This window comes from Bradyrhizobium sp. RT6a, assembly GCF_040547675.1.
GTDB lineage: Bacteria > Pseudomonadota > Alphaproteobacteria > Rhizobiales > Xanthobacteraceae > Bradyrhizobium.
In genome coordinates, this window is the sequence record NZ_JBEPQC010000006.1 from 50,373 (window position 1) to 69,099 (window position 18,727).

Consider the following 18,727-nt stretch of genomic DNA (forward strand, 5'->3'; position numbering starts at 1 on the left):
CAGCCCATTGACAGCGTTGTCTAACCCCGGATCGCCTGCTCGATGATCCGCGCCTCTCGCAGCAGGATCTCCGCGACCTCTTGTTCGCGGCGTGGGCCGAGCCTCGTGCGAACGGCGGAGACGGTCATCGCGGCAGCGGGGCGGCCGTCCGGGGTCTTGATCCAGGTGGAGATCGACTTCGTGCCCTGCACGAGACCAATTTCCCTCATACCGTACCCCAGCCGCCTCGCGGCTGTGACCTGGCCCAGCACCATCGCAGCGTCGGTCCGGTAGGCCTCGAATCGCTTCTCATTGGCTGCGACGATTTTGCGCGCGTCCTGAGCCGGCATCGCGGCGAGAATGGCGACGCCTGCGCTGGAGACGCCGAGCGGCCGGCGCGCGCCGACTTCGATCGACAGCACCTGGATCGGATAGACGCCGATCCTGCGATCGACGCACAGCGTGTCGTTGCCGGTCCGCACCGTCAGGAACAGCGTGTCGCCGATCTCGGTGGAGGCGCGTTGCAGCGACGGATTTGCGGCGATCAGCAGCCGCGACGGCCGGGCCCGGGCGAGCGCGAGCTCCGGCACCTGGTTGCCGATCGCGTAGCGCCCGGTTTTGTCGTGCCGTTCGACGATGCCTTCCTCGATCAGCACGTGCACGATGCGGTGCACGGTCGGGCGGATGAGGCCGGTCGCCTGCACCACCTCGACCAGCGGCACGCCGTCTTCGCGGCCCGCGGCAAGAATGCGCAGCACCGCGAGCGCGCGCCGGATCGCCTGCGCCCCCTGTCGCGGCTCCGTCATGCGGCGGGCGGATTTCGCGGAAGTGGTCTTGTCCATAATATGGACAAGAACGCCACAATTCGCTCGACAGGTAAAGCGCGCATCTGGAGATTGCGCCCCGAATCGAGATGCCGTGTACGAATTCAGGCAAATCGACGTAAAATTGGAAGCGCCGCCGGGAGGTTAACATGAGATTAATCTGGATTGCCATAGCTGCCGCAGCGGCGATGTTGACGGGACCGGCGTGGGGCCAGCAATGGCCGTCGCGCAACGTCAAGCTGATCGTGCCCTATCCGGCCGGCGGCAATGTCGACAGCGCCGCGCGCATTATCGCCGACAAGCTCCAGGAAAAGCTCGGCCAGCCCTTCATCATCGAGAACAAGGCGGGTGCCGGCGGCATGATCGCGGGCGAGACCTTCGCGAAGTCCGCGCCCGACGGCTACACGCTGTTCGTCGGCGCGAACGGCCCGGTGCTGTTCGCGACCGAAATCAATAAGCGCGACGTCTATAGCTGGAAGAAGGATTTCCTGCCGATCACGACGATCTCGATGACGCCGCTGGTGCTCGAGGTTCATCCTTCCGTGCAGGCGACGAATTTCAAGGAATTCATCGACCTCGCCAAGCGCGAGCCCGGCAAGCTGACGATGGCCTCGCCCGGTCCCGGCACCACCAACCATCTGCTCAGCGAGCTGATGCAGTCCAGCCTCGATCTGCAATGGGTCACCGCGCACTATCGCGGCAATGCGCCAGCGGTCAACGACCTCCTGGGTGGGCAGGTGCAGTTCGCGTTCGACCAGCTCACGGTCAGCCTGCAGCACATCAAGGCCGGCCTGTTCCGGGCGCTGGCCGTCACCAGTCCGCATCGCCTGAAGTCGCTGCCCGACGTGCCGACCTTCGCCGAGCTCGGCTACAAGGACTTTGACGGCCAGACCTTCACCGGCCTGTTCGCACCGGCAGGCACGCCGGCGCCCGTGGTCGACAAGCTGCACGAGGCGCTGACCGCGATTTTGAAGGACCCGGCCGTGGTCGACAAGTTCGAGAAGCTCGGCGGCGAAGCCGTCGCGATGACCCCCGACGAATTCAAGGCCTATCTCGAACGCGAGGACGCCAAATGGATTCCGATCGTGCGCAAGGCTAACATCAAGGCGGATTGATCGATGCGGATCGACCCCACCGAGCTCGGCGCCGAACGCATCTACCGGCTGATGACCGGCATCGTGGTGCCGCGTCCGATCGCCTGGGTGACGAGCCTGTCGCGCGCAGGCGTGCTCAACCTCGCGCCGTTCAGCGCCTTCACCTTCGTCTCGCAGAAGCCGCCGATGCTGGCCATCAGCGTCGGCCGCAAGGGCGCGGACTACAAGGACACCGCGCATAATATTCTGGACACCGAGGAATACGTCATCCACATCGCCGACACCCCGCTGATGCAGGCCGTGCACGACTCATCGGTCGAGCATCCGCCCGAGATCAGCGAGGTCGCGGAACTTGGGCTGGAGACGATCGCGAGCGAGCGCATCAAGGTGCCGCGGCTCAGCATTGCGCCCGTTGCGATGGAATGCCGCTTCCGACAGTGCCTCGAATTCGGCGACGCCCGCAGCCGGCTGATCGTTGGCGAAGTCGTGATGTTCCACCTCCGCGACGGCCTCGTGAACGACGGCAAGGTCGAGACCGCGGCGCTCGATCCGATCGCGCGCATCGGCGGCCCGCGTTACGCCCGGCTCGGCGAGATCGTGACGCTGCGCGGCGTGTTCCAGACTCCCAAATCGAAAGACTGAGCGCGCTGCCCCTGCGAGCGCCCCAAGACCATTGGAGAACGACCATGCGACTCCTGAGTTATCTGGTAGACGGAGAGCCGCGCTACGGTGCCGCCATCGACGGCGGCGTCGTCGACCTGACCCGGCGGATCGGCCGCGACTTCTCCGATTTGAGGGCGCTGATCGCGGCCAATGCGCTGGCCGACGCGCAGGAAGCCGTCGCCGGACAAAAGCCGGACTACGCACTCGACGATCTCGTGCTGCTTCCGCCGGTGCTGACTCCGGAAAAGCTCTGGTGCATCGGCGTCAATTATGCTGAGCGCAATGCGGAGTATAAAGACAGCTCCGACCTGCCCAAATATCCCAGCCTGTTCGTGCGCAGCATGTCCTCGATGACAGGCTCCGGTCAGCCGCTGGAGAAGCCTGAGGTATCCGATCAGCTCGACTACGAAGGCGAGCTCGTCATCGTGATCGGCCAGGGCGGCCGCCACATCCCGCGCGAAAAGGCCTGGGCGCACATCTTCGGCATGACGCTGTGCAACGAGGGCACGATCCGCGACTGGCTGCGCCACGGCAAGTTCAATGTCACGCAAGGCAAGAATTTCGACCGCTCCGGTAGCATCGGTCCCTGGATCGTCACATCGGACGAACTCGACCCGCGCGGGCCTCACGACATCGTCACGCGCGTCAACGGCGAGGTGCGGCAGCAGGACACCACCGAGCGGCTGATGTTCCCGTTCGATTTTCTGATCTCCTATCTCTCCACCTTCGCAACCCTCAAGCCCGGCGACATGATCGTGACGGGCACGCCGACCGGGGCGGGCGCCCGCTTCGACCCGCCGCGCTGGCTCAAGGTCGGCGATGTCGTCGAGGTCGAATCCAGCCGCATCGGCGTGCTGCGCAATACCGTGGCCGCGGAGAGTTAAGCCATGCTGGATACTCCCACGATCGAACGCCTTGCCGCGCGCCTCGACGAGGCCGAGCGCACCAAGACGCTGATCACGATGTTCACGAAAGATTATCCCGATTTCAGTATTGAGGATGCCTATGCCGTTCAGCGCGCCTGGACCAAGCTCCAGCTCGGTCGCGGCCGGGTCATCAAGGGCCACAAGATCGGCCTGACCTCGAAGGCGATGCAGAGCGTGGTCGGGATTTCCGAGCCCGACTACGGCGTGCTGTTCGCCGACATGTTCTATGCCGATGCCACGCCGATTCCGTTCGACCGCTTCCACGCGCCGCGAATCGAGGTCGAGCTCGCCTTCGTGCTCAAGGCGCCGCTGCGCGGGCCCGATTGCACCATCTTCGACGTGCTCAACGCCACCGACTACGTGACCCCGGCGCTGGAGATTCTGGAGACGCGCATGCACCGCGTCGACCCCCAGACGGGCAAGGCGCGAAAGGTCATGGACACGATCTCGGACAACGCAGCGAACGCCGCGCTGGTGCTCGGCGGCCGGCCGTTCCGTCCGATGGACGCGGACATGCGCTGGATCGGCGCGCTGCTGTTCCGCAACGGCGAGGTCGAGGAGACCGGGCTTGCCGCCGGCGTGCTCAATCATCCCGCCAACGGCATCGCCTGGCTCGCCAACCGCCTTGCGCCGCATGACGAACATCTGGCCGCCGGCGAGGTCGTGCTGGCCGGATCGTTCACGCGTCCGGTCGACATCCGCCGCGGCGACACTTTTCATGCCGACTACGGCGCGTTCGGCTCGGTGTCGTGCCAGTTCGTCTGAACCAGTAAGCAAGAGGGAGCGCATCATGACCGGTCACACGCGGCGCAAGAGCATCCATATCGGCGGCTTCAAGCACGCCAATCCGATTCCGAACGCCTGCTGCATCGGCAATCTCGTGATGTCGGGCGTCATCCTCGGCCGCGATGCGGCCGGCACAATGCCCGAGAGCCTGGACGCGCAATGCGCCAACATGTTCGCGCATATGAAGGCGACGGTGGAGGCCGCCGGCGGCTCGACGGACGACATCATCAAGATGACGGTGTGGCTGAAGGACCGTACGCAGCGCGGACCTGTGAATGTCGAATGGCTCAAAATGTTTCCGGACGAGCATGCGCGCCCGGCGCGCCACGCGCTGCCGATGGACAACATGGACGGCGGCGCGCTGGTGCAGTGCGACTTCACCGCCGTAATCGACTGAGGGAGTTTCGCGCATGCCGACCTATCTGCCGTTCGACCCGAACCCGCGCCGCCCGGTCAAGGCGCCGCCGCCCAAAACCGTCGACAGCCAGTTTCACGTGCTGGGTCCCGTGGACAAATATCCGGAACGTCCGGGTGCGGCCTATCGGATGCCGACCGCGACCTGGGAAGCGGCGCTGCGCGTGCACAAGACGCTCGGCATTGAGCGCGGCATCATCGTGCAGACCACCACCTATGGCGCCGATCACGCCGTCGTGCTCGACGGCCTCGCCGCGATGGGCCCGAACTATCGCGGCTGCGCCAACGCGCTGGTGTTCGCCGAGGCGAACGACGCTTATCTCGCAAAACTGCATGACGCCGGCGTCCGTGGCGCGCGCTTCAGCTTCCGCCAGGAGCTCGGCGCCGTGCTGTCGGATGCCGATTTCGCCCGCGCCATTGCGCGCATCCGCGAGCTCGGCTGGTACGTCAAGATCCAGCCCGAGAAGGACGGCATCGTCTCCAGCGTCGCCAAATACGAGAATCTCGACGTGCCCGTGCTGATCGACCACATGGCGCGGCCCGATCCGCAAGCCGGCAGCAACGATCCGAACCTGCGCAAGATGCTGGAGCTGCTCGCCAAGGGCAATTTCTGGGTGATGCTGTCGCTCGGTGAGAAGACCTCGAAGCTCGGGCCACCCTACGACGACGTCATCCCGATCGCGCGCGCCTATATCGAGGCGGCGGTCGACCGCTGCGTCTGGGCCAGCGACTGGCCGCATCCGGTCTCGGTCAAGCAGCCGCCCAACGACGCCGATCTGCTGGAGCTGATGTACCGCTACGCGCCCGACCAGGCGGAGCTGGAGAAGATCTTGGTGCACAATCCGGCAAAGCTGTTCGGCTTTCCGGATTGAGGGGAGAGCGGGCACCAAGGCTTCCACAACGTCATGGCCGGGCTAGTCCCGGCCATCCACGCGTCGCGACGCGGCACTAAGAACGTGGATGCCCGGGACAAGCCCGGGCATGACGACCTCGTGAACTGCACCCACTGCGCTCACGCGGCCGGCTGTGAAGCCAGCCTGTCGCGCACCCCAGCCGCAATCTCGAACGAGCGCAGGCGCGCGGCGTGGTCGTAGATCTGGCCCGTGGTCATCAATTCGTCCGCGCCGGTCTCCGCGATCAGCGCTTTCAGCTTCTGCTCGACCACGGCAGGCGAGCCGACCGCCGAGCAGGACAGCGACTGGCCGACCATCGCCTTCTCGGCCGGCGACCACAGCGCGTCCATGTCGTCGACCGGCGGCGGCAGCGGGCCGGGCGTGCCCCGGCGCAGATTGATGAACTGCTGCTGGAGCGATGAGAACATCCGCTGCGCGTCCGCGTCGCTGTCGGCGGCGAACACGTTGACGCCGACCATCGCATGGGGCTTGTCGAGCTGCGCCGACGGCTCGAACCGCGCGCGATACTCCCGCAGCGCCGGCATCATCATCTGCGGCGCGAAATGCGAGGCAAACGCGAACGGCAGGCCGAGCATGCCTGCGAGCTGCGCGCCAAAGGTGCTGGATCCCAGGATCCACAGCGGCACCTTCGTCCCCATGCCCGGCACGGCGCGGATGGCCTGGTTCGGCTGCACGTCGCCGAGCAGCGCCTGCAACTCCAGCACGTCCTGCGGAAAATTCTCGGAACTGGTGGCGAGATCGCGCCGCAGCGCGCGCGCGGTGAACTGGTCGGTGCCCGGCGCCCGCCCGAGCCCGAGATCGATCCGCCCGGGATAGAGCGAGGCCAGCGTGCCGAACTGCTCGGCAATGACCAGCGGCGAATGGTTCGGCAGCATGATCCCGCCGGACCCGACGCGGATGGTTTTTGTCCCGCCCGCGACATGCCCGATCACAACCGACGTCGCCGCGCTCGCAATGCCCGTCATGTTGTGATGCTCGGCCAGCCAGAACCGCTTGTAGCCCCAGCCTTCCGCATGCTGCGCCAGATCGAGCGAATTGCGGAACGCTTGCGACGCATCGCCGCCTTGGCGGATCGGCGCGAGGTCGAGCACGGAGAAGGGGATCATGGGCGGGTCCGGATGGAGCGTGCGATGGGAACGTGGACTCGACATGTAGGGGCCGGCCGCAGGAATACCAGCCGAAACGATCATTGTGCTGCGCCGCCTCCCTTACGCGGAGGCGAAGTCCTTGCTGCTGATGCATGCGGCAAATCCGCCTGCACTGAAACCGCGGGCCGCATTGCGGCGTTGCCGGCCTGTTTGATCAATGGCGACGATTTTCATTTCGGGGGCTTTCTTTGGACAGATTCAACATCGGCGTTCACGTCGTTGCGCTGGCTGCGGCCTTCGCGCTCGCCGTTCCGATCGGGTGGGACCGCGAGAAGCGGGCGCGAAGCGCGGGCTTGCGCACCTTTCCGCTGGTCGCAATGGCAAGCTGCGGCTTCGTGCAGGCCAGCGAAAGCCTGCTCGTGCATTCGCCGGACGGGATGGCAAAGGTGATCGAGGGCCTCATCACCGGCATCGGCTTCATCGGCGGTGGCGCTATTCTCAAGCAGGGGAATTCGGTGCAGGGCACCGCGACGGCCGCGAGCCTCTGGGCGACCGGCGCCGTCGGCGTCTCCGTCGGGCTCGGCGCTTACGATGTCGCGGTGACGGTCGCGGTATTCACGTTCCTGACGCTTCGCTTGTTGACGCTGGTCAAGGAAGACGACGATCACTGATGCATGTGCGGGCGGCCTGCACCCCGTTCACAACACCGTCATTGCGACCGATCATGCGCCTTGCCTCCACTGGGCGCCTCGCGCTGGTTGTTGTATCCTTGCCGCAGCAAATCGCATGGTCGCCAAATCGCACGGTCACAAGGAGGAATTGACATGACCTCGGTCGTACTCAGCCGCCGCAACCTCCTCGTCGCCGGCGGTTCCATCCTGGCAGCCGGAACCTCAGGCCTGCTTTTGCCTGCCCGCGCGGACGGCCTTGCACCGACCGAAACGATGTCGGGCGGGGCGAATAACTATCGCAAGGGCGCGGCGATCGTGGAGCGGATCGGCAAGGGCGGCTTCTGGATGAGCGGCACCGTGCGCCGCGCCGGCGACGGAGCTCCACTGGCTGGGCAGCGCATCCAGATCTGGGCGCACACCACCGAAGGCCAAGAGCACGAGCCGCAGAGTCACGGCGCCACGCTCACCGACAAGGACGGCAAGTTCCGGCTCGAGATGCCGCAGATCATTCCCATCTTCGGCCAGCCGCATGGCCACCTCGCCTATGACAGCGGTGAGTTCAAGACGGTCTTTCTGCGGCCGGTGATGCGGAGCGCAAAGGAAACCAGCCTGGAGGCGCACTTCGTCCTTCAGCCGGCCTGATCGCATTGGAGATGCAGGGGCGGAGATCGGCCCGGGCGCCGCTGATCTGGGTCGCCCTTGTCCTGGCCATCGGCGTGCCGATCGCGCTCGCTGCCGGAAGCGAGCAGCTCGCATGGCGCGGCGCGGTCTACATCCTCGCCGGCTTTGCCGGGATCATCGCGCTCGGACTCGTGCTGGTTCAGCCCCTGCTGATCGGCGGATATCTGCCGGGCCTGTCGGCCTATCGTGGTCGGCGCGCCCATCACTGGATCGGCGGCGCGCTTGCCCTGGCGGTGGTGATCCACGTCGCCGGCCTCTGGATCACCAGCCCGCCCGATATGATCGACGCCCTGACCTATACCTCACCGACGCCGTTCTCCCCCTTCGGCGTAACCGCGATGTGGGCCATCTTCACCGTCGCGCTTCTGGCGCCACTCCGCCGGCGATTGGGACTGCGGCTGCGCACCTGGCGCATCGTCCATATTCCCCTCGCGATCATCATCGTCGCCGGCAGCGTCGCCCATTGCCTGCTGATCGAGGGGACGATGGAGACGATCTCGAAGGCGGCGCTGTGCGCAGCTGTGCTTGCAGCGACCGTCAAGGTGATGGCTGACCTCTGGCGAAGGCGGACGTTGCGCGGCGAGACTGCTGCGCGGCAGTGACATGGCCAGATTAGGGTTCGTAGCCCGATGGAGCAAAGCGAAATCCGGGACGACCGCATCCATAGCCACCGGCCCCGGATTACGCTTGCGCTCCATCCGGGCTACGCCGCCTTTCACACGCGTTGAGCATCGTCAGCGCCGATGTCCGGTCTGCTTGCCGCGGATGGCGGTGAAGATTATCCTCGCGGGATGGCCGTCAGTGTCCCCGACCTGAAAGCGTTCCTGCTCGCCACACCGTTCTTCGGCGGTATCCCGGATCAAAGTCTCGACCTCCTGATGTCGATGCTGGTCGAGTGCCGATTTGATACCGGAGCAACCGTCGTGACGGAGGGCGAGCCCGGACGTTCGCTGTTCATCGTCAAATCCGGTCGGCTGGCGGTGAGCAAACGGGCGAATTCGGGAAGCGTCATCCCGATTTCCGTTCTGGAGCCCGGCGATTTCTTCGGCGAGATGACGCTGATCGAAATGCAGAATCGTTCTGCCACGGTGGTCGCGGAGAGTCCGACCGTCCTCTACGAGCTGACCGCCCAAAAGCTCTACGCCTGCTACAAGGCCGATATCCACGCCTATGTGATCGTCCTGCAGAACATCAATCGCGAGCTTTGCCGACGGCTTCGCCGTTCGGACGATCGCTTTGCGGGGCATAAGATGGGTGACGATAAGTGATCAAGTGATAATGCGTAAGGATGGGTAGAGCACTTGCGAACCCGATCATGTTTCGTCACCGTGCATGGCCTTGATGGTTTCGCTTCGCTTTACCCATTTTTGGGCGCTTGTGGTCCTCCGTCGCGCTGAAATGACCGTGCCTGAGCGTGACGGCCATTGGCGGCGGCCGTCCGCATGTCGACGACACGAGCGACGTAGCTGCTCGTCAAGATCGAATCGGCTGCCCGATTCCCAGCAAGTTACCTTCGCTGTCGCGGAACCACGCGCCCCGCTCACCGATCCCCTTGCTGGGGTAATTCCCGGTAATCGCGGCAATTCCATCAACGGTCTTCAAGCCGGGTAGGTCATATTCCTCGAACTCGACGCCCCGCACGCGAAGCTCGCGCACCGTTGCCTCGATATCCTCGACTTCCCAGCCCATCTGTGTGTGCGTGCCGAATGGCAGTCCGGCCGAGATGAATATCGCAAACTCGCCATTCGCACAGACGTAACGGAGTCCACCCTCGCGCTGTTCGACCGGCTCGAGCCCGAGTTTTTCCGAATAGAACGCTCGCGCCCGATCCAGGTCTTTGGCTGGAAGCCGGGTTGCCACCTTCGCGTTCCCAAGCATGCCTCTCCCCTTTTCTTGGTCTTAAGCTCGCGTAGGACGGGCAGAGCACTTGCGAAACCCGTCACCATTCGTCATCGAGCAAGCCTTCCATGGGTTTTCGCTTCGCCGTACCCATCCTACGAACTTCCCGGCACCGTAGGCTTCGAATAGGAAAATAACATGGCTCAAGCCGGAGAAAATGGAAGACTGGCGACGTTCAAGCACCACGCCAAGGTGCACTCCTTCAGACTTAGCACTGCTTTGCTGACTTGGATTTTGCTCGGCGCGACGCTCTTTTACAAGCCTGAGTGGGTCCGATGGGCCCTGCGGACCGGAACGCACGGTATTGAAGCTGTCGGCGATGCGCTTCCTGGCTATTGGGGCGCTCAGGCCGAAATTGTCTTGCGTGAACTCGGTGGTTTCCTTTGGATCCAGATCACGGCCGCGATCCTGTTTGTCAGGTTCGTGTTTTGGCTGATCGGAGCCTCGTGGCGCCGTGGTCGGCGGTAGATCCGGTCAGCTCGCGTAGGATGGGCAGAGCCCTTGCGAAACCTATCATGCTGCGTCGTCGAACAAGGTCTCGATGGGATCGCTTGTCGGACGAGCGCTTAATTGGGAGGAACGACAATGACGCTGGTGGTTGCGTATGCTGGAGCCGATATTTGCTTTATGGTGGGAGATACGCTCCTCAGCCACGAGCACTTTGCACTCAAAGGCGATCTTGGCCCAGTCAACGGCGAATTTCACAGCTTAAAAATACAAATGCTGACGGGCGAACTTGCGATCGGATTTGCGGGCAATTTTGATGTCGCTTATTCTGCGGTCGCCGCTTTGAAATTTGCCCTATCTGTTGATCCCACGCTCGATCCCACCGAATGGCTCGCTTCTAGAAGCATCACTGACGCTGATTTTCTTGTCCTGAAGAATGGCGTGAGGAAGGAACTATTCGTCATCGAGTCTGCCAACGTTCGACAGGCGCGGCGATCTGCCGGATGTGGACCCGCGCGTTCCTTGTGGGGCAGCGGGGCTTCATTCTTCCTGTCAGTGGCCAGCCGCCGTGCGTCGCTAGCACGGCGGCAACCCTTGAGGCTTTTGTAGATGAAGCCCTCTCCATGTTTGGAATGAAGCTGACTGGCGGGAAGTGGGGTTAACTGTCTGACGCGGGAATTTAAAACCTGATTTTAACCCGTCGGGCAACACACCCGCCTCCCACAGATCCTCGTCAACCCTCCCTCACAAAAATATTCCACTATACCGAAATTCGGAATCGCAGTATCAATCCGCCATCCCGGTCCAGGGAGAGGGGCGATCGTCCGTCGTAACGAACGTGGATCGGAGAGCGGTGGACGCGGCAGCGTCGGGCACGCGAAGGCGGGACCAGGGCGAGATGAACCTCGTGAGGTCTTGTCTAGCGAGCGGACGACCGGCGCCAACGCCCTGCGAAGCCCTTTTGGGCGAAGCAGGACGTGTCCGGCGAAGCCTCTTGGCGAAGCCGGATCGCTGCGTACGGCAAAATCGTGTGGTCCTGGCCGTCGTTGCTACGGTCAAGCCTTGCGGAGATGCATCGGGGCTCTACCGGGTCTCAATGCATCGTCAATTCGCAAGGCGACGGTGACAAAAAGGAACTCGTCGCCGGGGAGAGCGCGGCATAAGCCGTCAACCCACTGCGCAGGGAAGGCCGAGTGTTCGGCGTCACGTGTATGCTGCTGTGCGGTCTCTTTGCGCTACACTTTCGCGCAGCGGACCGCGGGTGCCAGCCGGCACCCGGTCTTCCCTGCGCTCTCTTCACAGAAGAGGGCTACGGAAAAGCAAAACTCGGGCATCCCATGCCGCGAGAGGGCTGCTTCATGCGTGATTTGAGCGAGGGAATGGTGCTGCCAGACAGGATTGAACTGTCGACCTCTCCATTACCAATGGAGTGCTCTACCACTGAGCTACGGCAGCATGTGCTGGGGTAAGAATCGGCCGCCACGAGGGGCCTACCAAGCGGGCCGATATCTGCCACAAGCCCCCCTCCTGTGCAAGCTTGCTAGCTCCGCCAAACCGATAAAATCGGGCCGATATCGAGGCCAAAATGCCTGTTTTGGCTCGAAACGGCCGACTTTCCCCGGATTCGGTTCCGATATCCCCACCCAACTGGCCAGTTGCCGGATGCGCCGGATTCGATCCATTTCGATTTTCGCACGATCGGATCGCGCGGGCCTCTTGAGCTGCCTTATTCCTCGGGCATGTTATCGCCGATCGCTGTAATGGACCCCGATGGCAGACGAGAACGACAAGGGCGACCGACAGGAGTCGAGACAGGCGAGGGCGTCCCGCGACGACCGGCTCAAATCGGCGCTGCGCGAAAACCTGAAACGGCGAAAGATGCAGGCGCGCGAACGGGCCGCAAGTGGCGGCCCCTCGCAGAACGAAGGTGATTCCCTAAATGAGGGGACCGCCGGCGAGATGGCCGGCAAGACCGGCGACTAGAATTTTTTGGAGTGCATGGACGTGGCAATGGGGCAGGACGAATCGCAACGACCCGACGGTGACGCGCAGATGTCGCGGTTCACCCGCCCTGAACAGACCTTTCCGACGCTGACATCGGCCGAGATCGAGCGGATGAGACATTTCGGCGAGGTCCGCAACTATGCCGATGGGGAATTCCTGTTCGAGACCGGCAAGCCGGGGCCCGGCATGTTCGTCGTGCTGAAGGGCCACGTCGCCATCACCCAGCGCGACGGCCTTGGCCATGTCACCCCATTGATCGACCAGGGGCCGGGGCAATTTTTGGCCGAGCTCAGCCAGCTCTCGGGACGGCCGGCGCTGGTCGACGGCCGCGCCGAAGGCGAAGTCGAGACGCTGCTGTTGCCGCCGGAGCGGCTGCGCGCGCTGCTGGTCGCCGAGGCCGAGCTCGGCGAGCGCATCATGCGCGCGCTGATCCTGCGCCGGGTCAATCTGCTCCAGGGCGGCGTCGGCGGCGTGGTGCTGATCGGCCCGTCGCATTCGGCAGGTGTGGTGCGGCTGCAGGGCTTCCTCACCCGCAACGGCCAGCCGCATCATCTGCTGGACCCCGCGCGCGATCGCGACGCAGCCGACGTCATCGCGCGTTATTCGCCCAAGCCGGACGACTGGCCGCTGGTCGTCACCCCCGATGGTGCGGTGCTGCGCAATCCCGGCGAAACCGAGCTTGCACGCGCGATCGGCATGATCGGCGGCCCGCGCAACGACCGTATCTACGACGTCGCGATCGTCGGCTCCGGGCCGGCCGGGCTCGCCACCGCCGTGTATGCCGCATCCGAAGGCCTCTCGGTCGCCGTGCTCGACACCCGCGCCTTCGGCGGCCAGGCCGGCGCCAGCGCGCGCATCGAAAACTATCTGGGCTTTCCGACCGGAATTTCCGGCCAGGCCCTGACCGCGCGCGCCTTCAACCAGGCGCAAAAGTTCGGCGCGGAAATCATGATCCCGGTCACGGTGAAGTCGCTCGACTGCACGCGCAAGGATGGCGCGTTTTCGGTGGCGCTTGACGGCTGCGACCCGCTGCATTCGCGCGCGGTGGTGGTCGCCAGCGGCGCGCGCTATCGCCGGCCCGAGATCGAGAACCTCGATAAATTCGAAGGCCGCGGCGTCTGGTATTGGGCCTCGCCGGTCGAGGCGAAGCTGTGCGCCGGCGAGGAGGTCGCGCTGGTCGGCGCCGGCAACTCCGCGGGGCAGGCCGCTGTTTTCCTCTCGGGGCACGCCAAGAAAGTGCTGATGATCATCCGCGGCGGCGGCCTCGGCGCCAGCATGTCGCGCTATCTCATCGAGCGCATCGAAGCCACGCCGAACATCGAACTGATGTTCAACACCGAGATCACGGCGCTCGAAGGCGACGAGGCCTCGCTGCTGCGGCGCATCCGCTGGAAGAGCCGGCTCTCGAGCGACGAGGATTTTGCCGACATCCGCAATCTCTTCCTGTTCGTTGGCGCGGATCCCGCCACCAACTGGCTCGACGGCTGCGGCGTGACGCTCGATCGCGGCGGCTTCGTCGTCACGGGCGCGCAGTCCGAGCAGAACCAGGGCCGGCTGGTCGCGCCGCTGGAGACCTCGGTGCCCGGCGTCTACGCCGTCGGCGACGTCCGCTCCGGCTCGGTCAAGCGCGTCGGCGGCGCCATCGGCGAAGGCGCGCAGGTCGTGGCCTCCCTGCACGGCTATCTCGGCGACGCCGCAAAACCGGCGCTTTAGTCAAGGACAAGGCAAGTAAATGGCAAGTCGAATGAGGCTTGCCATCTTGCCGGGTGATGCGTGACTATCTCCTCATCCTGAGGAGCGCGCACTGCGCGCGTCTCGAAGGATGAAGGCCCGGATGCAACAGCCGGGCCTGCATGGTTCGCGCGGCGATGCGCAAGCATCGTCCGCAGGGGCGCTCGCGCGCCTCCTCACCATGAGGATCGACAAAGAAAACGCTTAACGGGAGGACTAAATGGCTGAAATCGTCGTGCTGTATAAAACGCCCACGGATGCTGCGGCCTTCGACAAATATTATGCCGAGACCCACATTCCGCTCGCGAAGAAACTTCCAGGCCTGAAGAAGTACGCCATCAGCAAGGGGCCGGTCGGCTCCCCCGCTGGACCTTCCGGAATCCATCTCGTTGCCATTCTCACCTTCGACAGCACGGCCGACATCCAGGCGGCATTCGCTAGCCCGGAAGGTAAGGCGACCGGCGCTGACGTGCCGAAATTCGCCAGCGGCGGCGCCGACCTCTTGATCTTCGACACCAAGGAAGTGTGAGCCGCGATTCGACGTATGCCGTGTAGCCCGGATGGAGCGTAGCGTAATCCGGGGCCGCTGCATTTGCATGCGAGAATCCCGGATTACGCTATCGCTCCATCCGGGCTACGCACCACAAATTGCCGTCGTTTGTGACAGCGGTGCAAATAATTCAGCCATGCGTTTGTCGATTCGCACGACGACGCATGGCTGCGCACGCATGTGTGACGCCAGCGCATGTGGCAATCCGATGAGGACCGTAATATCAATCCCGATCTCAATGCGGAGATTAGGAGAGATGCCATGGTTCTTGGGTTGAGCTTGCCCGCCTTCACGCTGGTCCATGTCATCATTAGCCTGATCGGCATCGCGGCCGGCCTCGTCGTGATGTTCGGCCTGCTCGGCTCGAAGTCGATGCCGGGCCTCACCGCGATTTTCCTGCTGTTCACGATCCTCACCAGCGCCACCGGCTTCCTGTTTCCGTTCAAGGAGCTGCTGCCCTCGCATATCATCGCCATCATCTCGCTGGTCCTGCTCGCGATCGCCTGCCTCGCGCTCTACGGCATGAAGCTCGCTGGTGTTTGGCGCCCGGTGTACATCGTGACCGCGATGATCTCGCTGTATTTCAACGTCTTCGTGCTGGTGATCCAGTCGTTCCTGAAGGTGCCGGCGCTCGCCGCGCTCGCACCCGCCGTGGCGCCGGCGCCGCCCGGAGGCCCCGTGTTCGCCGTAGTGCAGGGCCTCGTGCTGGTGTTCTTCGTGGTGCTCACCATCGGCGCCTGGCGCCGCTTCAAGCCGATGGCGTTCGCCTGATCATTCAAGGAGCCTGACAATGCCTATCATCACCACCAAGGACGGCGTCGAGATCTTCTACAAGGATTGGGGAAGTGGCCAGCCGATCGTGTTTAGCCATGGCTGGCCGCTGTCGGCGGACGACTGGGACGCGCAGATGATGTTCTTCGTCACGCACGGCTATCGCGTCATCGCCCATGACCGCCGCGGCCATGGCCGTTCGTGCCAGGTCGCCGACGGCCACGACATGGATCATTATGCCGATGATCTCGCGGCCGTGACGGCCCATCTCGACCTCAAGAATGCGATCCATGTCGGCCACTCCACCGGCGGCGGCGAAGTGGTGCACTACATCGCGCGCCATGGCGAGAGCCGGGTGGCGAAGGCCGCGATCCTCTCCGCGGTGCCGCCGCTGATGCTGCAGACTGCGGCCAATCCCGGCGGCCTGCCGAAGAGCGTGTTCGACGATTTCCAGGTGCAGCTCGCTGCCGGCCGCGCCAGCTTCTACCGCGACATCGCGGCCGGCCCCTTCTATGGCTACAACCGCCCCGGCGCGAAGCCGTCGGAAGCGGTGATCCAGAACTGGTGGCGCCAGGGCATGATGGGCGGCGCGAAGGCCCATTACGACGGCATCGTCGCGTTCTCGCAAACCGACTTCACCGAGGATTTGAAGAAGATCACGGTGCCGGTGCTGGTGATGCATGGCGACGACGACCAGATCGTGCCTTACGCCGATTCCGCGCCACTGTCGGCCAAGCTTTTGAAGAACGGCACGCTGAAGACCTACAAGGGTTTTCCGCACGGCATGCCGACGACGCACGCCGAGACCATCAACGCGGACCTGCTGGCGTTTTTCAAGGAGTGAGCGGCATCACGCCAATATCGCCCTGATCGCGTCGAAGGTGCGCTTGACGAAAACTTCTGGCTTCTCCCGCGCCCCTCCGCCGATCCAGCTCTCGCCGCCGACGCGCATCGCGCCGGTGGCGATCATGGCGACGAGCCGCGCCTTCAACTGCTCCGATTTGTTTCTGGCGCGCTGGGCGAGCCCTTCGGCCAGCGCCCGCTCGAGCTTCTCGTATTTGAGCTGATCGCGGGCCCGAAGCGCGGGATTGTCGCGCTTGAGCCGCGACATTGCCGCAGCCTCAGCCGGATCGATCCGCTTGAGCGCCGCCGCGATCGCGTTCTCCGCCGCGGTCAGCATGGTTTCGCCCGCCGGCCGCGCCACGACCTCCGCGACCAGCGCGGCGGCGGCGCCTTCCTGCCAGGCCGCGACCACGTCCTCCTTCGAGGCGAAGTAATGGAAGAAGCTGCGTCGCGACACGTCCGCCGCGGCCGCGATATCGTCGATGGTCGTGGCCTCGAAGCCGCGCTCCAGGAATAGTGCCATCGCCCCGCGGGTCAACCGCTCGCGGGTCTCTTGCAATTTACGCTGGCGCAGGCCGGGGCCATCGGCGGATTTTGCTCCTGCCGGCAATGGCTTGGTGCGCTTGTTGATTGATTTCCCGGCGACCTTGGAAAGCTTCAAATCATTTCACCACTTGCAAAGTTGCACCCAGTGCACATTTAGAACCGTCGCGGGACTTTTCCCAGCCCCGACGGAGCTATGGCATGACGGACTGGACCACGGCAGACATCCCCTCCCTCAGCGGCAAGACTGCCGTCGTGACCGGAGCGACCGGCGGCCTCGGCTACGAGACAGCCATGGCGCTGGCAGGCGCCGGTGCCATCGTCATACTCACGGGGCGCAACGACGCAAAGGGTCTGCGCGCGATCGAGGGCATTTGCGAGCGCTTTCCCAATGCGCTGATCGCCTACGAGCATCTCGACCTCGCTAGCCTCGCCTCCGTTGCCGATTTTACCAGGCGCTTTGCCGCCGGCAACGAGCAGCTCGACCTGCTCGTCAACAATGCCGGCGTAATGGCGCTGCCGAAGCGGCAGCAGACGGCGGATGGTTTCGAGATGCAGCTCGGCACCAATTATCTCGGTCATTACGCGCTCACAGCGCAGCTGTTGCCGCAGCTTCGCCGGGCGAAGGCGGCTCGAGTCGTCAACGTCTCGAGCCTTGCGCACCGTTCCGGGGCGATCAATTTCGACGATTTGCAGGCTAAGCATTCCTATCGTCCGTGGCGGGCCTATTGCCAGTCCAAGCTGGCGATGCTGATGTTTTCGCTGGAATTGCAGCGCCGCAGCCTCGCCGCAGGCTGGGGTCTGACCAGCCTTGCCGCACATCCCGGCTACGCGCGGACCGACCTTATTGCGAACGGGCCGGGCGCGAACACGTTCCAGTCGCGCGTGAGCCGGTGGCTGCAGCCTTTCATCAGCCAGTCTGCCGCGGAAGGCGCGCTGCCGACCTTGTTGGCGGCGACCTCGCCGGCGGCGCAGCCCGGCGGCTATTACGGTCCGAACGGGTTCTACGAATTGAAAGGGCCGCCGCGGTCTGCGAAGATCATGCCGCAGGCAAAGGATTTAGCCTCGGCAGCCATGCTGTGGGATGTCTCGGCGACTTTGACCGGTATATCCTTCGACGAGATCGCGGCCGCCGCATGAGCCGCGAGCCTGTCGGGGAGCTCCCGATGCAGATCATCATCTTCGGCGCGACCGGCATGGTCGGGCAGGGCGTCTTGCGCGAATGCCTGGTCGATGCCGGCATCGGCCGCGTGCTCGTGGTCGGCCGCAGCCCGACCGGCGTCCGCCACGCCAAGCTCACGGAGATCACGCACGGCGATTTCACGGACTACTCGGCCATCGAAGCGCAGCTCACCGGCTTCGACGCCTGCTTCTTCTGCCTTGGCATCTCCTCGATCGGCATGAGCGAGGAGCGCTACCGTCACCTCACCTATGACCTCACGCTCGCAGCGGCGACCGCGCTGGCACGGCTCAATCCACAGATGACATTCGTCTATGTCACAGGTGCCGGCACCGATTCCACCGAGCAGGGTTCGCGGATGTGGGCGCGGATCAAGGGCAAGACCGAGAACGATCTGCTCAAGTTGCCGTTCAAGGCGGCCTACATGTTCCGGCCTGGAGCGATCCAGCCGCTCCATGGTGCCCGCTCCAAGACCGCGTGGGTGCAGGCCGTGTATGCAGCAACCCGGCCACTGTGGCCGGTGCTGCGCCGGCTCTCGCCGCAGCTCGTCACCTCGACCGAGCAGATCGGCCGCGCCATGATCCGGGTCGCGCGAGAGGGCTATCCGCGAAAGGTGCTGGAGATGGAGGATATCAATGGCCTCTAGTCCAGTGGGGCGTTAGTTCTAGGGAAATTTCGCCGCCGGCGCGCGTTGAGCCCCGTCCGCCCGAAGCAGAAAG

General features: G+C 64.2%; 23 protein-coding genes and 1 tRNA gene. 19 read left to right on the forward strand and 5 right to left on the reverse strand.

From position 1 onward, the window contains the following. Positions 1-20: 20 nt before the first annotated feature. Positions 21-821, reverse strand: a complete 801-nt coding sequence (locus ABIC03_RS27690) for an IclR family transcriptional regulator (RefSeq protein WP_354062751.1) — start codon at positions 819-821, stop codon at positions 21-23. 131 nt (positions 822-952) lie between these two features. Between ABIC03_RS27690 and ABIC03_RS27695 the strand changes: the two genes are divergently transcribed. From ABIC03_RS27695 to ABIC03_RS27720, 6 genes are read left to right on the forward strand one after another with little or no spacing between them, the layout of a single operon-like run. Next, on the forward strand, positions 953-1,918 hold the full coding sequence (locus ABIC03_RS27695; RefSeq protein ID WP_354062753.1) for a Bug family tripartite tricarboxylate transporter substrate binding protein: 966 nt from the start codon (positions 953-955) through the stop codon (positions 1,916-1,918). A gap of 3 nt (positions 1,919-1,921) precedes the next feature. Continuing rightward, the gene (locus ABIC03_RS27700; protein ID WP_354062755.1) at positions 1,922-2,539 is read left to right on the forward strand and encodes a flavin reductase family protein; all 618 of its coding nucleotides are present in this window, start codon (positions 1,922-1,924) and stop codon (positions 2,537-2,539) included. Between the two features lie 44 nt (positions 2,540-2,583). After that, positions 2,584-3,444, forward strand: a complete 861-nt coding sequence (locus tag ABIC03_RS27705; RefSeq protein ID WP_354062757.1) for a fumarylacetoacetate hydrolase family protein — start codon at positions 2,584-2,586, stop codon at positions 3,442-3,444. A gap of 3 nt (positions 3,445-3,447) precedes the next feature. Then, positions 3,448-4,251: a 2-oxo-hept-4-ene-1,7-dioate hydratase gene (gene hpaH / locus ABIC03_RS27710; RefSeq protein ID WP_275174009.1), complete on the forward strand. Its 804-nt coding sequence runs from the start codon at positions 3,448-3,450 to the stop codon at positions 4,249-4,251. Positions 4,252-4,276: 25 nt separating this feature from the next. Further along, the gene (locus ABIC03_RS27715; protein WP_354062760.1) at positions 4,277-4,669 is read left to right on the forward strand and encodes a RidA family protein; all 393 of its coding nucleotides are present in this window, start codon (positions 4,277-4,279) and stop codon (positions 4,667-4,669) included. Between the two features lie 13 nt (positions 4,670-4,682). Beyond that, entirely contained in the window at positions 4,683-5,558 is an 876-nt protein-coding gene (locus tag ABIC03_RS27720) for an amidohydrolase family protein (RefSeq protein WP_354062762.1), read from the forward strand. Between the two features lie 140 nt (positions 5,559-5,698). Here ABIC03_RS27720 and ABIC03_RS27725 read toward each other — a convergent pair whose 3' ends face one another. After that, positions 5,699-6,706, reverse strand: a complete 1,008-nt coding sequence (locus ABIC03_RS27725) for an LLM class flavin-dependent oxidoreductase (protein WP_354062764.1) — start codon at positions 6,704-6,706, stop codon at positions 5,699-5,701. 230 nt (positions 6,707-6,936) lie between these two features. Between ABIC03_RS27725 and ABIC03_RS27730 the strand changes: the two genes are divergently transcribed. From ABIC03_RS27730 to ABIC03_RS27745, 4 genes are all read left to right on the forward strand, one after another. Then, on the forward strand, positions 6,937-7,359 hold the full coding sequence (locus ABIC03_RS27730) for an MgtC/SapB family protein (protein WP_354062766.1): 423 nt from the start codon (positions 6,937-6,939) through the stop codon (positions 7,357-7,359). A 153-nt stretch (positions 7,360-7,512) separates the two neighbouring features. Continuing rightward, positions 7,513-8,001, forward strand: a complete 489-nt coding sequence (locus ABIC03_RS27735; protein ID WP_354062768.1) for a peptidase associated/transthyretin-like domain-containing protein — start codon at positions 7,513-7,515, stop codon at positions 7,999-8,001. A gap of 11 nt (positions 8,002-8,012) precedes the next feature. Next, the gene (locus ABIC03_RS27740; RefSeq protein ID WP_354062770.1) at positions 8,013-8,642 is read left to right on the forward strand and encodes a ferric reductase-like transmembrane domain-containing protein; all 630 of its coding nucleotides are present in this window, start codon (positions 8,013-8,015) and stop codon (positions 8,640-8,642) included. Positions 8,643-8,831: 189 nt separating this feature from the next. Further along, on the forward strand, positions 8,832-9,308 hold the full coding sequence (locus ABIC03_RS27745; protein WP_354062772.1) for a Crp/Fnr family transcriptional regulator: 477 nt from the start codon (positions 8,832-8,834) through the stop codon (positions 9,306-9,308). 205 nt (positions 9,309-9,513) lie between these two features. Here ABIC03_RS27745 and ABIC03_RS27750 read toward each other — a convergent pair whose 3' ends face one another. Then, entirely contained in the window at positions 9,514-9,918 is a 405-nt protein-coding gene (locus ABIC03_RS27750) for a VOC family protein (protein ID WP_275173994.1), read from the reverse strand. 159 nt (positions 9,919-10,077) lie between these two features. Here ABIC03_RS27750 and ABIC03_RS27755 point away from each other — a divergent pair, with 159 nt between their 5' ends. Next, positions 10,078-10,407 carry a hypothetical protein gene (locus tag ABIC03_RS27755; RefSeq protein ID WP_275173992.1) on the forward strand — a complete coding sequence of 110 codons (330 nt, stop codon included), beginning with the start codon at positions 10,078-10,080 and terminating at the stop codon, positions 10,405-10,407. Between the two features lie 117 nt (positions 10,408-10,524). Then, the gene (locus ABIC03_RS27760; protein WP_354062774.1) at positions 10,525-10,995 is read left to right on the forward strand and encodes a hypothetical protein; all 471 of its coding nucleotides are present in this window, start codon (positions 10,525-10,527) and stop codon (positions 10,993-10,995) included. A 771-nt stretch (positions 10,996-11,766) separates the two neighbouring features. Here ABIC03_RS27760 and ABIC03_RS27765 read toward each other — a convergent pair. Next, positions 11,767-11,841 (reverse strand) — tRNA-Thr (locus ABIC03_RS27765). Positions 11,842-12,156: 315 nt separating this feature from the next. Here ABIC03_RS27765 and ABIC03_RS27770 point away from each other — a divergent pair. The 5 genes from ABIC03_RS27770 (at position 12,157) to ABIC03_RS27790 (ending at position 16,286) form a co-directional block, all read left to right on the forward strand. After that, positions 12,157-12,369: a hypothetical protein gene (locus tag ABIC03_RS27770; protein WP_354062776.1), complete on the forward strand. Its 213-nt coding sequence runs from the start codon at positions 12,157-12,159 to the stop codon at positions 12,367-12,369. Between the two features lie 27 nt (positions 12,370-12,396). Beyond that, entirely contained in the window at positions 12,397-14,103 is a 1,707-nt protein-coding gene (locus ABIC03_RS27775) for an FAD-dependent oxidoreductase (RefSeq protein ID WP_354062778.1), read from the forward strand. A 238-nt stretch (positions 14,104-14,341) separates the two neighbouring features. Further along, positions 14,342-14,650: an EthD family reductase gene (locus tag ABIC03_RS27780; protein ID WP_007615494.1), complete on the forward strand. Its 309-nt coding sequence runs from the start codon at positions 14,342-14,344 to the stop codon at positions 14,648-14,650. Between the two features lie 282 nt (positions 14,651-14,932). Beyond that, a complete protein-coding gene (locus tag ABIC03_RS27785) occupies positions 14,933-15,442 on the forward strand; it encodes a hypothetical protein (protein WP_354062780.1) in 510 nt (169 codons plus the stop codon). Positions 15,443-15,461: 19 nt separating this feature from the next. Beyond that, positions 15,462-16,286: an alpha/beta fold hydrolase gene (locus ABIC03_RS27790; protein ID WP_354062782.1), complete on the forward strand. Its 825-nt coding sequence runs from the start codon at positions 15,462-15,464 to the stop codon at positions 16,284-16,286. A 6-nt stretch (positions 16,287-16,292) separates the two neighbouring features. Here ABIC03_RS27790 and ABIC03_RS27795 read toward each other — a convergent pair whose 3' ends face one another. Continuing rightward, positions 16,293-16,946, reverse strand: a complete 654-nt coding sequence (locus ABIC03_RS27795; protein ID WP_354062784.1) for a TetR/AcrR family transcriptional regulator — start codon at positions 16,944-16,946, stop codon at positions 16,293-16,295. An 83-nt stretch (positions 16,947-17,029) separates the two neighbouring features. Between ABIC03_RS27795 and ABIC03_RS27800 the strand changes: the two genes are divergently transcribed. Both ABIC03_RS27800 and ABIC03_RS27805 read left to right on the forward strand, forming a co-directional pair. Next, complete coding sequence (locus ABIC03_RS27800; protein WP_354062786.1) at positions 17,030-17,968, forward strand: SDR family oxidoreductase; 939 nt, start codon at positions 17,030-17,032, stop codon at positions 17,966-17,968. A 26-nt stretch (positions 17,969-17,994) separates the two neighbouring features. Next, positions 17,995-18,654: an NAD(P)H-binding protein gene (locus tag ABIC03_RS27805; protein ID WP_354062788.1), complete on the forward strand. Its 660-nt coding sequence runs from the start codon at positions 17,995-17,997 to the stop codon at positions 18,652-18,654. The last annotated feature ends 73 nt before the right edge of the window (positions 18,655-18,727 follow it).